Source organism: Ancylobacter sp. SL191, assembly GCF_026625645.1.
In the GTDB taxonomy this organism is placed as follows: domain Bacteria; phylum Pseudomonadota; class Alphaproteobacteria; order Rhizobiales; family Xanthobacteraceae; genus Ancylobacter.
In genome coordinates, this window is the sequence record NZ_CP113056.1 from 1425701 (window position 1) to 1439877 (window position 14177).

12 protein-coding genes are annotated in these 14177 nt (G+C 70.8%); 8 read left to right on the top strand and 4 right to left on the bottom strand.

Annotated elements, in window-relative coordinates; translation table 11 throughout:
- Positions 1-50: 50 nt before the first annotated feature.
- Genes OU996_RS06535 through OU996_RS06560 form a run of 6 tightly spaced genes read left to right on the top strand, consistent with a single transcriptional unit; the run spans position 51 to position 8491 of the window.
- On the top strand, positions 51-1235 hold the full coding sequence (locus tag OU996_RS06535) for an isochorismate synthase (RefSeq protein WP_267584825.1): 1185 nt from the start codon (positions 51-53) through the stop codon (positions 1233-1235).
- A gap of 21 nt (positions 1236-1256) precedes the next feature.
- Complete coding sequence (locus OU996_RS06540) at positions 1257-2885, top strand: (2,3-dihydroxybenzoyl)adenylate synthase (protein WP_267584826.1); 1629 nt, start codon at positions 1257-1259, stop codon at positions 2883-2885.
- On the top strand, positions 2882-3526 hold the full coding sequence (locus OU996_RS06545; protein WP_267584827.1) for an isochorismatase family protein: 645 nt from the start codon (positions 2882-2884) through the stop codon (positions 3524-3526). Before OU996_RS06540 ends, OU996_RS06545 begins: the two co-directional genes overlap by 4 nt.
- A complete protein-coding gene (locus OU996_RS06550) occupies positions 3526-3810 on the top strand; it encodes a phosphopantetheine-binding protein (RefSeq protein ID WP_267584828.1) in 285 nt (94 codons plus the stop codon). Before OU996_RS06545 ends, OU996_RS06550 begins: the two co-directional genes overlap by 1 nt.
- Before the next feature lie 2 nt (positions 3811-3812).
- Entirely contained in the window at positions 3813-7733 is a 3921-nt protein-coding gene (locus OU996_RS06555; protein WP_267584829.1) for an amino acid adenylation domain-containing protein, read from the top strand.
- Entirely contained in the window at positions 7715-8491 is a 777-nt protein-coding gene (locus OU996_RS06560; protein ID WP_267584830.1) for a 2,3-dihydro-2,3-dihydroxybenzoate dehydrogenase, read from the top strand. Before OU996_RS06555 ends, OU996_RS06560 begins: the two co-directional genes overlap by 19 nt.
- Before the next feature lie 16 nt (positions 8492-8507).
- Here the strand turns inward: OU996_RS06560 and OU996_RS06565 are convergent, their stop codons facing one another.
- Together OU996_RS06565 and OU996_RS06570 are read right to left on the bottom strand one after the other, a co-directional pair.
- Positions 8508-9281, bottom strand: coding sequence for an ABC transporter ATP-binding protein (locus OU996_RS06565; RefSeq protein WP_267584831.1), 774 nt, complete (start codon positions 9279-9281; stop codon positions 8508-8510).
- On the bottom strand, positions 9281-10384 hold the full coding sequence (locus OU996_RS06570) for a FecCD family ABC transporter permease (protein ID WP_267584832.1): 1104 nt from the start codon (positions 10382-10384) through the stop codon (positions 9281-9283). The genes OU996_RS06565 and OU996_RS06570 overlap by 1 nt, the downstream gene beginning before the upstream one ends.
- 287 nt (positions 10385-10671) lie before the next feature.
- Here OU996_RS06570 and OU996_RS06575 point away from each other — a divergent pair, with 287 nt between their 5' ends.
- A complete protein-coding gene (locus OU996_RS06575; RefSeq protein ID WP_267584833.1) occupies positions 10672-11511 on the top strand; it encodes an alpha/beta hydrolase in 840 nt (279 codons plus the stop codon).
- Between the two features lie 714 nt (positions 11512-12225).
- A complete protein-coding gene (locus tag OU996_RS06580; protein WP_267584834.1) occupies positions 12226-12771 on the top strand; it encodes a disulfide bond formation protein B in 546 nt (181 codons plus the stop codon).
- Between the two features lie 35 nt (positions 12772-12806).
- On the opposite strand, the gene OU996_RS06585 is transcribed toward OU996_RS06580, so the two are convergent.
- Complete coding sequence (locus tag OU996_RS06585; RefSeq protein WP_267584835.1) at positions 12807-13364, bottom strand: HNH endonuclease; 558 nt, start codon at positions 13362-13364, stop codon at positions 12807-12809.
- A 150-nt stretch (positions 13365-13514) separates the two neighbouring features.
- Positions 13515-14177, bottom strand: coding sequence for an alpha/beta hydrolase (locus OU996_RS06590; protein WP_267584836.1), 663 nt, complete (start codon positions 14175-14177; stop codon positions 13515-13517).

Here is a 14177-nt window from a genome sequence, read left to right on the forward strand (position 1 = left end):
CCGATGCCGCGCGGCCTGAGCGCGCGGCATCCACGCCCCGCGCGGCGGCGATGTCTGCCCCGGCCCTGCCCTTCGTGCTGGCAGGCCGGGAGGGCACGCTGATCGGGCAGGGCTGCCTTGGGCGGCTGGAGGCAGGCCCGGCGCCGGTCGAGGCGCGGGTGCGCGCCTATTTCGCCGCGCGGCCGGAAGGTCCGCGCCTGCTGGTCGGCGCGCTGCCCTATGACATGGACGCGCCGGCCCATCTGTTGCAGCCGGCGGAACTCACGCGCCAGAGCGGCCGCCCGGAGCTGTCCGGGCTGCTGCCACGCCCCAGCGGCCCGCGCCCGCTGGCCCCGGCCGGGGCCCCGCAGTGGCGGGTCATGGCCGAGCCGACGCTGCCCGCCTATCGCGCGGCGGTGGCGGCCGCGCTCGACGCGATGGCGCGCGGCCAGAAGGATGCGAGCGGCGATGGGCTGCGCAAGATCGTGCTGTCGCGCAGCCTGCGGCTTGCCGCCGACCGCCCGATCGACGCCGGGGCGCTGCTTCAGGCGCTCGCCCGCGATGAAAGCGTCACCACCTTCTGCGTGCCGCTGGCCGGTACGGAGGAGGGTGGCGTGTTTATCGGCGCGACGCCGGAACTGCTGATTGCCAAGACCGGCGCGGCCATTCTCTCCCATCCGCTCGCCGGCTCGGCCCGCCGCCATGCCGATGCGGCCGCCGACCGCGCGGCGGCTGAGGCGCTGGCGGTCTCCGAGAAGGACGGACGCGAGCACCGCGCCGTCGTCGAGGCGATCCTCGACCAGCTCGCGCCCTATTGCGTGGAGCTTGGCACGCCCGAGGGCACGCAGGTCACCTCCACCGCCACCATGTGGCACCTCGGCACGCGCATCGTCGGCAAGCTGCGCGATCCCGCCATGTCGAGCCTCGAACTCGCCGCGCGGCTGCACCCCACCCCGGCCGTCTGCGGCGCGCCGCGCGCGGTGGCGGCCCGCGCCATTCCGGGGCTCGAGGGCTATGACCGGGGCTTTTATGCCGGCGCGGTCGGCTGGTGTGACGAGGCCGGGGACGGCGCCTGGCATGTCGCCATTCGCTGCGCGCGCATTGCCGGCGGCGAAGCCCGGCTTTATGCCGGGGCCGGAATCGTGCCGGGCTCCGATCCGGTCGCCGAGGGGGAGGAGACTTCCGCCAAATTCGCCGCGCTGCTGCAGGCTTTCGGCATCGACGAGGATGGCCGCCCGCTGGACGCGGGCGCGTAAGGGCGTTTGGGAGAGGTTTGCGTGATCCCGCTTCGACAGGTCTGGCCGCCGGAATTTGCCGCGCGCTACCGCGCCGCCGGCTATTGGCGCGGGGAAACCTTCACCTCCTTCCTGCGCCAGCGCGCGCAGGAGATGCCCGCGCACATCGCCGTGGTCGGCGGCGATCAGCGCTGGAGCTTCGCCGAGCTGGAAGGCCGCGCCGAACGCATCGCCCGTGGCCTGCTGGCCCTCGGGTTTCAGCCCGGCGACCGGGTGGTGGTGCAGATCCCCAACATCCCGGAATTCCTGTCGGTGGTGTTCGGCCTGTTCCGCGCCCGGCTGGTCCCGGTCTATGCGCTGCCGGCCCATCGCCATGTCGAGATCAGCCATTTCGCCCGCACGGCCGAGGCGCGCGGCTACATCGTCGCCGCCAGCCATGACGGCTTCGACTACCGCGCATTGGCCGCGCAGGTCGTCGCCGAGGTGCCGGCGGTGGAGCATGTCGTGGTGGTCGGCGAGGGCGGAGAGTTCGCCTCGCTCGCCACGCTGCCCTCCGGCGAAGGCGTCGTGCTCCCCGAGGATGCCGACCCCTCGGAGGTCGCCTTCCTGCAGATTTCCGGTGGCTCGACCGGGCTCTCCAAGCTCATCCCGCGTACCCATGACGACTACATCTATTCGTTCCGGGCGAGCGCCGAGATCTGTCGCCTGACGCCCGACAGCGTCTATCTCGCCGCGCTCCCCGTCGCGCATAATTTCCCCATGAGCTCGCCCGGCGTGTTCGGTGCGCTCCATGCGGGATCGCGCGTCGTGCTCGCGCCCTCGCCGAGCCCGGGGGTCGCCTTCCCGCTGATCGCGCGCGAGCGGGTGACCATCACCGGTCTCGTGCCGCCGCTCGCTTTGCTCTGGCTGCAGGCGGCGCCGGGGACGGCGCATGACCTGTCGTCCCTGGAGGTGCTGCAGGTCGGCGGGGCGAAGTTCCTGCCGGAATCGGCCCGCCGCGTGCGCCCGGTGCTCGGCTGCACGCTGCAGCAGGTGTTCGGCATGGCCGAGGGACTGGTGAACTACACCCGCCTCGACGACCCCGACGAGATCATCACCGAGACGCAGGGCCGGCCGATCAGCGACGCCGACGAGGTGCTGATCCTCGACGATGCCGGCCATCCCGTGCCCGAGGGCGAGGCCGGCAATTTGCTCACGCGCGGGCCCTATACGATCCGCGCCTACCACAACAACGACGGAGCGAATGCCCGCGCCTTCACACCCGACGGCTATTACCGCACCGGCGATGTGGTCAAGCGCACCCCCGAGGGCTATCTCGTGGTGCAGGGCCGCGCCAGCGACCACATCAACCGCGCCGGCGAGAAGATCTCCGCCGAGGAGATCGAGGACCATCTGCTCGGCCACCCCAGCGTGTTCGACGCGGCGGTGGTGTCGCTGCCGGATGATTTCCTCGGCGAGCGCTCCTGCGCCTTCATCATCGCCTCCGGCGAGAAGCCCAAGGCCGCCGCGCTGAAGGCGTGGATGCGCACGCGCGGCCTCGCCGACTTCAAGGTGCCGGACCAGATCGTGTTCGTTGATGCCTTCGAGACCACGGCGGTCGGCAAGGTCTCGCGCAAGGAGCTGCGCGCGAATCTCCGCCGCCGCTTCCTCGAACAGGAGGCCGCCCGATGAGCGTCAAACCCGGTCTGCCGACGATTCCCCCCTACGACCTGCCGCGCCGCGAGGAGCTGCCCACCCCGCGCGGGCCATGGAAGCTGGAGCCGGGCCGCGCCGCGCTGCTGATCCACGACATGCAGAACTATTTCCTGCGCGTCTTCGCCGCCGATGCCTCCCCGCTCGTGCCGGTCATCGCCCATATCGCCGCACTGGCGGATGCGGCGCGCCGCGCCGGCGTGCCGGTGTTCTACACCGCGCAGGAGGGCAATCAGGACCGCCGCGACCGCGGGCTTCAGGCTGATCTCTGGGGCCCCGGCATGAGCGCGGCGCCCGAGCACCAGCCCATCCATCCCGCGCTGACGCCCCAGCCGGGCGACTTCGTGCTGGTGAAGCACCGCTACAGCGCCTTCCAGCGCTCGAATCTGGAGACGCTTATGCGGGCGCGTGGGCGCGACCAGCTGATCATCTGCGGCGTCTACGCCCATATCGGCTGCACCCTCACCGCCGCCGACGCCTTCATGCGCGATATCGAGCCCTTCCTGGTGGCCGACGCGCTCGCCGATTTCTCCCGTGCCAAGCACGACCTCGCCCTCGCCTATGCGGCGGATGTGTGCGCGGTGCCGCTGATGAGCGCGGACGTCCTGGAGGTTCTGTGATGGCCATCGAGCCCGGCGACATCCGCCGCATCGTCACCCCGGCCGCCCCGATCACCCGCGAGCGGATGCGCGCCGACATAGCCCGCATGCTGCATGAAGACCCGGACGAGATCGGCGGCGATGACAGCCTGATGGATCTCGGCCTCGATTCCATGCGCGCGATGAATCTCGTGCTGGCCTGGAGCGAGGGCGGGCTGGAGCTGGAATTTTCCGATTTCGCCGAGACGCCGACGCTCAACGGCTGGTGGGCGCTCGTCAGCGCGAAACAGGCTGCGCGGGCCTGAACATGAACGCGGGGGCATCGGGGGAAAGTTTTCCGCTTGCCGAGGCGCAGGCGGGGCTGTGGTACGCGCAGCGGCTCGACCCTGCCAATCCGCTGTTCAATACCGGCCAGTACATCGAGCTGACCGGCCCGCTCGACCGCCCCGCCTTTGAGGGCTCGCTGGCGCAGGCGGTTATCGAGGCGGATGCGCTCGCTTTGGCGCTGATCGACGATCCCACCGGCCCGCGCCAGCGTGTCGACCCCGCCCGCCGCCCGGGGCTGGAGGTGATCGACCTTTCCGCCGCGCCCGATCCGCTCGCCGCGGCGCAGGCCGACATCGCACGCGACATGGCGACCGCGGTGGACCCGGTGCGCGACAGGCTCGCCGCCGAGCGGCTGTTCGTGCTCGGTCCTGACCGGCACATCTGGCAGCAGCGCGTCCACCATCTCGCCATTGACGGCTATGGCATGATCCTGCTCACCCAGCGCGTGGCGGAGCTCTACAACGCCGCCCGCTCCGGCAACACGCCGGGCACTCCCCCGCCCCCCGTACGCGTGGCGCTGGAGGAAGACGCCGCCTACCGCGCCTCGGACAAGCGCGCGGCGGATGCCGCCTATTGGCAGTCCCTGTTTGCCGACCGGCCGGAAGTGGCGAGCCTCGCGCCGGGCACGCCGATCAGCGCCTTCACCTTTCACCGCCATGCGGTGGAGATCGACCGCACCGCCTTCGCCCGGCTGCGGGCGCTGGGCGACAGCGTGAACGTTCCCTGGCCCGATGTCGTCACCGCGCTCGCCGCCGCCTATGTGCAGCGCCATACGGCGACGCCCGAGGTGGTGGTCGGGGTGCCCTTCATGGCGCGCATGGGCAGCGCGGCCGCCCGCGTGCCGGCCATGCTGATGAATGTGCTGCCGCTGCGCGTCGCCGTCCCCGCCGGCGCACCCTTGCCGGATTATCTCGCCAGCGTCGCGAAAAACCTCACCCGCGCCCGCCGCCACGGGCGTTACCGCAGCGAGCAGCTGCGCCGCGACCTCAAGCTCATTGGCGGCCAGCGGCGCCTGCACGGCCCGCTGATCAACCTGCTGCCTTTCGACGAGAAGCCGCGCTTTGCCGGGCTGGAGAGCCGGCTGGAGGTGCTGAGCACCGGGCCGGTGGAGGACATCACCTTCACCTTCCGCCTGCACGGCACGGATGGGCTGCGGCTCGAGGTCGATGCCAACCCGGCGCTTTACGACGCCGCTGAGGTCGCCGCCCATGCCGCGCGCCTCGCGCAGTTCATTGCTGCCGCCAGCGCCGCCGACACGCTTGAGGCAGTGCCGACGGCGACGCCCGAGGAAGCCCATTGGGCGCTGGTGACGCTGAACGCGACCGATCATCCCGTGCCCGACACCACGCTCGCCGCGCTGATCGAGGCGCGGATGCGGGAGACGCCCGACGCGCCGGCGCTGCGCTTCGAGGGTCAGACGCTGGATTACGCGACGCTCGACGCCCGCTCGCGCGCACTGGCCGAGGCGTTGGCCGCTCGCGGCATCGGCCGTGAAGACATTGTCGTGGTGGCGCTGCCGCGTTCACTGGAACTGGTGATCGCGCTCATCGCCATCATCCGGGCGGGCGCGGCCTATCTGCCGGTGGATCTCGCCCAGCCGGATGCGCGGCTCGCCCGCATCCTCGCCTCCGCCTCCCCGAAGCTCGTGCTGGCCGGCGAAAGCGATGCGCCGCGCTTTGCCGGCGTTCCCGTGCTCACGCCCGCCGCCTGGCCGCGCGAGCCTGCCGGCAACTCGCTGGCGGGCCCCAAGCCGGGTGACGCGGCCTATGTGATCTACACCTCCGGCTCGACCGGCGAGCCGAAGGGCGTCGTCATTGGGCACCGCGCCATCGTCAACCGGCTGGAATGGATGCGGGCGCATTATGCGTTCACGCCCGCCGACATCATCCTGCAAAAGACCCCGGCGACCTTCGACGTGTCGGTGTGGGAGTTCTTCCTGCCCTTCCTCACCGGCTGCCTGCTGGTCGTCGCCCCGCCCGAGGCGCATCGCGATCCCGTCGCGCTGGCCCGCCTCATCCGCGCCGAGGCCATCACCACCGCGCATTTCGTGCCCTCCATGCTCGCCGCCTTCCTCGCTGAGCCCAGCGCGCAGGGGCTGAGCCTTGCCCGCGTGTTCTGCTCCGGCGAGGAACTGCCGGCGGATCTGCGCGACCGCTTCCACCGCACGCTGGCGGCCGAGCTGCACAATCTCTACGGGCCGACGGAAGCCGCGGTGGATGTGAGCTACTGGCCGGCCGCGCGCGACGACCGCTCGCTCCCCGTGCCCATCGGCTTTCCGGTGTGGAACACGCGGCTTTATGTGCTGGACGAGCAGGGCCGCCCGCAGCCGCCGGGGGTGGCGGGTCATCTCTATCTCGGGGGGGTGCAGCTCGCGCGCGGCTATCTCGGCCGGGCGGACCTCACCGCCGAGCGCTTTGTCGCTGACCCTCACTTGCCGGGCGAGCGCATCTACGCGACGGGCGATCTCGCCCTTCTGCGCCCGGATGGCGCGGTGGTCTATCTCGGTCGCTCGGACCACCAGATCAAGATACGCGGCCTGCGCATCGAGCTTGGCGAGGTCGAGGCGGCGGTGATGGCCTCCGGCCTTGTTCGGCAGGCCGGCATCGTCGCGCGCGAGGACCGCGGCACCAAGCGCATCGTCGCCTATGTCGTGCCCGAGCCCGGTGCGGACCTCGCTCTGCTCAAGGCGCGCGTGGCCGCCAAGGTGCCGGACTATATGGTGCCCGCCGCCTTCGTGCCGCTCGACGCGCTGCCGGTGAACGCCAATGGCAAGCTGGATCGGGGTGCGCTGCCCGCTCCCGATTTCGCGGGGACCGGCCAGCGCGCGCCGGAAACGCCGACCGAGCAGCGGCTCGCCGCCCTGTTCGCCGACCAGCTTCAGCTCGCCACGCCCATCGCGGCGGAAGATGATTTCTTCACGCTGGGCGGGGATTCGCTGGCCGCCGTCGCGCTGCTGCTCCGGGTGCGCGAGGCGTTCGGCCGCGATCCCGGCCTTGGCGCGCTGTTCGCCCAGCCGAGCGTCGAAGGCTTCGCCCGGCTGATCGACGCGGAAGGGCAGGGCGAGGATGGGGCCGGCAATGGTGGGCTCGATCCGCTGATCACGCTGGTGGCCGGCGATCCCGCTCTGCCGCCGCTCTTCGCCATCCACCCGGCCGGCGGCATTTCCTGGTGCTATGGCCGGCTCGCCCGCACGCTTGAGCCGCGCCGCACGGTCTATGGGCTTCAGGCGCCCGCTTTGGCGCCGGACGGGGCGGTGCCTTCGAGCCTGGAAGCGCTGGCCGCCGATTATGTCGCGCGCATCCGGGCCATCCGCCCGGAAGGCCCCTATCACCTGCTCGGCTGGTCGGTCGGCGGCATCATCGCGCAAGCCATGGCGGTGCGGCTGCGCGACCTCGGCGGCGACGTCGGGCTGGTGGTGATGCTCGATTCCTACCCCTGCGATGTCTGGCGCGGCGAGCCCGACCCCGGCGAGGACGGCGCGCTCAAGGCATTGATCGCCATTGCCGGCCATGACCCGGACCGGCTGCCGGCGCTGGCGCTCAACCGCGCCTCCGTGCTCGCCTTCCTGCGTGCCTCCGACAGCCCGCTCGGGCGCCTGCCCGATGCCGCGCTCGACGGCGTGGTGCGGGTGGTCGCCGGCAATAACCGGCTCGTGCGCGGCCATCATCACCGCCGCTATGACGGCACGATCACCCATATGCGCGCCGGGCTCGACCATCAGGGCCGCGATCTCTCCCCCGAGCAGTGGCGGGCCTATGCCCATGACGTCGCGGTGATCGAGGTGCCGGCGCTGCACGCCCATCTCACCGGGCCGGAGGCGACCGCGCATATCGCCCCCGCGCTCGCCCGCCTGCTGGCGGGGCAAGATTTCAAGGAGCCGACATGCGCGACAGCGGTCTGAACGGCAAGCTCGCTTTGGTCACCGGCGCCGCCGGCGGCATCGGCGCGGCGGTGGTGCGGCTCCTCGTGGAGGAGGGCGCCCGCGTCGTCGCCACCGATAGTGACGAGGACGGGGTGAAGGCGCTCGCCAGCGAGTTCGGCGACGCGGTGATCCCGTTCCGGCTGGATGTGTCCTCCAGCATGGATGTGACTGCACTCATTGGCCTGATCGTCCACCACATCGGCCCCATCGACCTCCTCGCCAACGTCGCCGGCGTGCTCTCCAACACGGTGGTGACGGAGCTCACCGATGCCGAGTGGGAGAGGGTGCTAAGTATCAATGCCGGCGGGGTTTTTCGCGTCAGCCGGGAGGTCGCGAAGGTCATGCAGGCGAGGAAGCGCGGCGCCATCGTGACGGTATCATCGAACGCCGCCGGCATTCCCCGCCACGCCATGGCCGCCTACGCCGCCTCCAAAGCCGCCGCCACCATGTTCACCCGCTGCCTCGGGCTGGAGCTCGCAAGTCACGGAATTCGCTGCAATATTGTCGCGCCGGGCTCGACCCTGACGCCCATGCAGACCGGCATGTGGGCGGATGAGAACGGCGCCGCGCGCGTCATCGCCGGCACGCCGGAGACCTTCAAGGCCGGCATTCCGCTCGGCAAGCTGGCGACGCCCGATGAGGTAGCCGAAGCCGTGGTGTTCCTGCTCTCCGACCGCGCCAGCCACATCACCATGACCGATCTCTATGTCGATGGCGGCGCCACGCTGCGCGGCTAAGTGTTTGATCCGACGACTAAAGCGCGCGGTCGACGATCACCTGCAGGAAGCCCCGCGAGCAGGGCTCGACCCGCGCCTCGACCTTGTAGACGCGGGCCAGCGTCGCCGGGGTGATCGCCTGTGCCGGGCTACCGTCGGCGGCGATAGCGCCTTGTTCCAGCAGGATAATCCGCTGCGCGTAACGCGCCGCCTGGGCGATGTCGTGGAGTACGATGATGACGATGATGCCCCGCTCGCGCGCCAGCTCCTCCACCAGTTGCATCACCCGCAACTGGTGATGGATATCCAGTGCGCTGGTCGGCTCGTCCAGCAGCAGCACGCGCGGTTCCCGCACGATGGATTGGGCGAGGCTGGCGAGCTGGCGCTGGCCGCCGGAGAGCTCGTCGAGGCCACGTAGGGCGAGATCCGAAATCCCAAGCCGCTCAAGGGCTTGCATGGCCTTGAGACGCGCCTGCGCGGCGGGCAGGGCGTCGCCCCTCGCCGACATCAGCGCGCTCAGCGTCGCCTCCAGCACGGTCAGCGCGACACGCTGTGGCAACGCCTGCGGCATGTAGGTAACATGTTGCGCATGGCCGGCGATGGACAGCGCCGTCAGCTCGATATCATCGAGCCGGATCGTTCCCTTTGCACTGACCAACCCCGCCAGCGCCCGCAACAACGTGGTCTTCCCCGCCGCGTTGGGCCCGATCAGCGCGGTGACCTGCCCGCCTTCAATGGCAGGAATATCAAGTTTATCAATGACATGGCGCTTGCCGTAGCCGACCGACAGCCCCTCCACATGCAGGGCCATCACAGTCGCTCCCGGCGTGCGAAGATGAGCGCCATGAAGAAGGGCACGCCGACCAGCGCCGTGACAATGCCGACCGGTAACAAGGCGCCGGGAACAATGGTCTTCGACGCCACCGAGGCCAGGGACATCACCGTCGCTCCCGCTAACATACTGGCAGGCAAGAAGAATCGATGATCTTCGCCGACTAATATTCGGGCGAGGTGGGGGGCTACTAGGCCGATGAAGCCGATCGTGCCCACGAAAGCCACCGAGGTCGCCGCCAGCAGGCTGACGCGCAACAGCGAGAAGAACCGTAACCTCTTGACGGATATGCCGAAAGAGCGCGCGCGGTCTTCGCCGAGGCGCAGCGCGGTCATGCGCCAGGCGGCGGCCAGTGAGTACGGTGTGGTGACCAGTGTGACCAAAGCGAGCACGCCGAGCTTGCCCCAGGTGGCGCGCGACAGGCTGCCCATGCTCCAGAACACCAGCTGCTGCAGCGCCTCCTGGCTGGCGACGAACTGGATCAGCGCCACCAGCGCGTTGAAGGTGAAGACCAGCGCGATGCCGAACAGCACCAGCGTCTCCACCCCCGTGCCGCGCAGTCCGGCGAGCACCTGAAGCAGCAGCACCGAGCCGAAGGCGAAGAGGAAGGCGAAGAGCGGCAGGTTCCATTCCCCCGGCAGCAGCGGCACGCTCGCGCCCAGCACCAGCGCCAGAGCCGCGCCGAAGGAGGCGGCGGAGGACACGCCGAGCGTGAAGGGACTGGCCAGCGGGTTGTTGAGGATGGTCTGCATCTCCGCCCCGGCGAGCGCCAGCGCCGCGCCGACCAGCACCGCCATCAGCGCATAAGGCAGGCGCACCTGCCAGATGATGACGCGGGCCGGACCGTCGAGCGAGGCGGGGTCGAGAATGCCGGCGACCACATCGGCGATCGGCAGGCGGGAGGGGCCGGTGGCGATGTCGAACAGCAGCGCCACCAGCATCAGCGCGCCGAGCCCGATGACGATGGCGACGCGCCGGCGCACCAGCCGCGCATAGGCGGCGAGCGCGGTCGCGTGCGGGGCGGCCTCGGGCGTCGCGGGCGGCGGTGCAGGGGACGCGATGGGGGGCGAGGTCTCGGTCATGCGGGTCTCCGCGGGCCGGGCCGCGCGACGGGTCCAGCGGTTCTGCATGAGGGGCCGGAGGGGGTCAAGCTTCTGCAAGGGAAAGCAAATTCCTTAGAATCGTTTCAGTCTGGAAGTCCCCCACGTCCCCCGCCGCCGCCCCGCCCTTCTGCCCGCTGTGTCACGCCGGGCCGCGCGTGCCGCCGGCGTGGCTTCCCGCCGCGCCCTCCCCCTTGCGCGCCCGGCGCCATGGTCTAGAGCAGGGGCCGTGCCGGGCTTGCCGGCGCGGGAGGCGCAAGGGAGCCCCGATGCCCGCCGTCATCGTGCCGGATGCCGAATGGTTCGATCTCATGCCCCCCGGTGGCGGCGCGCCCTGGCGCATCTTCCTCGCCCGGCCGCGCGGCCCCGCCCCGCCCGGCGGCTTTCCGCTGATCGTCATGCTCGATGCCAATGCCGCTTTCGCTACCTTCACCGAGGTGATGCGGCGCGGCGCCGGCCGGACGCAGGCCACGGGCATCGAGGAGGCTGTGCTGGTCGGCATCGGCTATCCCGAGGACGAGGACACCCGGCGGCGCCGGACCTTCGATTTCACAACCGGGCCCAGCGCCGAGATGCGGGAGGGCAGCGCTCCGTCCCGCCCGACCGGGGGGAGGGACGCCTTGCTGGCCTTTATCCAAGGCACGCTCAAGCCGCGCCTCGCCGCCGAACTGCCGCTCGATTCCAACCGCCACCTGCTGTTCGGCCATTCGCTCGGCGGCTGGTTCACGCTCGACGTGGCGCTGCGCGACCCGGCCGCCTTCGCCGCCTATGTCGCGGTGAGCCCGTCCCTCTGGTGGGACGAGCCCCGGTTGCGGCAGGGGCTCGCTGAGCGGCGGGAGGCGGGCACAGCGCCGCGGCTCGCCATGATGGTCGGGGAATGGGAGGAGGCGATGGCGCCCTGGCAGCAGGGCGGCCTCTTGAGCACGGACATGGCCGCCCGTCGCGCCGCGCGCGGCATGGTCTCCCGCGCCACCGCCTTCGCCGCCGCGGTAGCGGCCGAGCTCGGCCCCGCGGCGGATATCCGCTTCACCCTCCTGGCGGGCGAGGACCACGCCTCGGTTCTTCCCACCGCGATGGCGCGCGCCCTGCGCTTTCTGCGCGGGGGGTGAGGGGGCCTGTGTTCCCGCCTGCGTGCGTCGAGGGGGCCCATGGCGCCACCGTCAGCGTGAGGGATGGCACGCGCTGGGCGGGTTCGTACCCGACCTTCCGTCATGGCCGGGCTTGGCCCGGCCATCCATGACTTCCTTGCCCGCTCATGCGCCCGGTCAAAGTCGTGGATCCCCGGGCCAAGCCCGGGGATGACGTCGCGAGGGGTGGGGGCGGCGATACCGGGCCGGGCGCCCGCCGTGGTCGCGCCGCCTAAACTCGAATGGTGCTTGCCCCAACACGCCGTCATGGCCGGGCTTGGCCCGGCCATCCATGACTTCCTTGCCCGCTCATGCGCCCGGTCAAAGTCGTGGATCCCCGGGCCAAGCCCGAGGATGACGTTGCGAGGGGTGGGGGCCGTGAGATGCGATGGTGGAGGCGAGCCGCTGCCGTCGCCGCGTCGCTTGAACGGGAGCGTCGCTGCTTTCAATACACCGTCATGGCCGGGCTTGACCCGGCCATCCACGACTTCCTGTCCGCATGCACCCGTCCAAGTCGTGGATCCCCGGGTCAAGCCCGGGGATGACGGTGGTCGTGGTGGAGGCCGTTCCAGCCGACGCGTGGCGGGTGCGTGCGGGCATCCGCCCCACCTGCCTCCACCGCCCGCGACCACTCGTGATTTGCAACGGCGCGCCGGGCGACTAGTTGTACCGCACCTGAAACCCACGGATCCCGCCATGACCCGCGCCGTCCCGCCCAGCGCCGCCTCGCCCGCCAACGCTCCGGCCGCCTCCCCCTCGCTGCGGCTGACGCAGATCGCCGCCGGGCTCATCGTCGCGATCGCGGCGGCCGGCACGCTGGCGGGGGCGTGGTACTTCCAGCTCGTGGTCGGGCTGGCGCCGTGTCCGCTCTGCCTCGAACAGCGCATTCCCTATTATGTCGGCGTGCCGCTGGCGCTGGTCGCGGTGGCACTGGCGAGCGCGGGCAAGGCGAATTTCGCCCGCATGGCGCTGTCGCTGACCGCCATGCTGATGGCGCTGGCGGCGTGCCTGGCCATCTATCATGCCGGCGTCGAATGGGGCTTCTGGCAGGGACCGACGGCGTGCTCGGGCAGCGGGCCGGCGCTCGGCGGCGGCAATATGCTCGACAGCCTGCAGCAGGCGCGGGTGGTGCGCTGCGACGAGGCGCCGTGGCGGCTCTTCGGCCTGTCGCTGGCCGGCTACAACGCGTTCATCGCGGTGGCGCTGACGCTGGTTGCCCTGCGCGGGGCGGCGGCGCGCTGACTCGGCGCGAGCCGTAAGGAGGCACCGGGCCGGGCCTATGGGTCGAGCTCGGTGTCCCAGTAGAGATAGTCCATCCAGCTGTCGTGCAGGTAGTTCGGCGGGAAGTGCCGGCCGTTCTGGTGCAGATCGAACACCGAGGGCTGGAAGGGGCGCTGGCGCGGGATCATGCCCGCTTCCACCGGCATGCGGCTGCCCTTGCGCAGATTGCAGGGCGAGCAGGCGGCGACGACGTTCTCCCAGGTGGTCTGGCCGCCGCGTGAGCGGGGGATCACATGGTCGAAGGTGAGGTCGTCGCGCGAGTCGCAATACTGGCAGGTGAAGCGGTCGCGCAGGAACACGTTGAAGCGGGTGAAGGCCGGCTGGCGCGACGGACGGATGAAGGCCTTGAGCGAGACGACGCTCGGCAGCTGCATCTGGAAGGTCGCGCTGGAGACCTGGCGCTCGTAATATTCGACGATGTTCACCCGGTCGAGGAACACCGCCTTGATCGCATCCTGCCAGGACCAGACCGAGAGAGGGTAATAGCTCAGAGGCCGATAATCGGCATTGAGCACGAGGGCAGGCCAGGCACCCGGAGACAATGTCGCCGTCAACACTCGCTCCCTGCAAAAGGGCGCCAGCTCGACGACTCGGCGCCGTCTGACGCACGGCGATAGTCTATTCTTAGCGTGTCAATCTTGTGAAGCGGCGAATGGCGGGCGCGGGGTCACACCCGCGCGCAGGCCGGCTCGGCCTCGGGGCGATCAGCCCTTCAGGACGTCGGCGAGGAAGGCGCCGGCGAGGCGCAGGCCGACCGGATCGATACCATGGCCAAGGCCGGGGGCGAGGTGCGAGCGCACCGCGATGCCACGCGCCGACAGGCTTTCCACCGCGCGGGCGAGATAGGGCGGGGCGATGATCTCGTCGCGGTCGCCATGCACCAGCAGCACCGGCGGGCGGGCGGTGATCTCGCCATCGAAGGCGGGGATGCCGCGCTCGCCCGGCAGCACATGGATACCGGAAAAGCCGACAATGCCGGCCGGCGCGACCTTGCGGCGCAGGCCGGTGTGCAGCGCCATCATCGTGCCCTGGCTGAAGCCGACCAGCGCCAGCCGGTCGCCGCCAAGGCCAAGGCGGGCGAGTTCGGCGTCGAGGAAGCCGTCGAGCGCGGCATGGGCGCTCTGCACGCCCGCCCAGCGCTCGGCATCGTTGCGCTCGACATAGCCGAACCATTGCCGCCCGACCGGGGCGATGGTGAGCGGCTCCGGCGCGTGCGGGGAGACGAAGGCGGCGTCGGGCAGGAGCGGCGCCCACATCTGGCCGAGGTCGATCAGGTCGCGCCCATCCGCGCCATAGCCGTGCAGCAGCACGACGAGCGAGGTCGCCGGGCGGCCGGAACGGGGGGCGAGGTGCGGGCCGTCGAGCAT

What these genes read in the sequence shown, in the direction of transcription:
- OU996_RS06555 (WP_267584829.1), top strand. Translation starts at nt 3,813, where the DNA reads ATGAACGCGGGGGCATCGGGGGAAAGTTTTCCGCTTGCCGAGGCGCAG.
- OU996_RS06575 (WP_267584833.1), top strand. Translation starts at nt 10,672, where the DNA reads ATGCCCGCCGTCATCGTGCCGGATGCCGAATGGTTCGATCTCATGCCC.
- OU996_RS06580 (WP_267584834.1), top strand. Translation starts at nt 12,226, where the DNA reads ATGACCCGCGCCGTCCCGCCCAGCGCCGCCTCGCCCGCCAACGCTCCG.
- OU996_RS06565 (WP_267584831.1), bottom strand. Translation starts at nt 9,281, where the DNA reads ATGGCCCTGCATGTGGAGGGGCTGTCGGTCGGCTACGGCAAGCGCCAT.
- OU996_RS06550 (WP_267584828.1), top strand. Translation starts at nt 3,526, where the DNA reads ATGGCCATCGAGCCCGGCGACATCCGCCGCATCGTCACCCCGGCCGCC.
- OU996_RS06590 (WP_267584836.1), bottom strand. Translation starts at nt 14,177, where the DNA reads ATGCTCGACGGCCCGCACCTCGCCCCCCGTTCCGGCCGCCCGGCGACC.
- OU996_RS06570 (WP_267584832.1), bottom strand. Translation starts at nt 10,384, where the DNA reads ATGACCGAGACCTCGCCCCCCATCGCGTCCCCTGCACCGCCGCCCGCG.
- OU996_RS06535 (WP_267584825.1), top strand. Translation starts at nt 51, where the DNA reads ATGTCTGCCCCGGCCCTGCCCTTCGTGCTGGCAGGCCGGGAGGGCACG.
- OU996_RS06560 (WP_267584830.1), top strand. Translation starts at nt 7,715, where the DNA reads ATGCGCGACAGCGGTCTGAACGGCAAGCTCGCTTTGGTCACCGGCGCC.
- OU996_RS06545 (WP_267584827.1), top strand. Translation starts at nt 2,882, where the DNA reads ATGAGCGTCAAACCCGGTCTGCCGACGATTCCCCCCTACGACCTGCCG.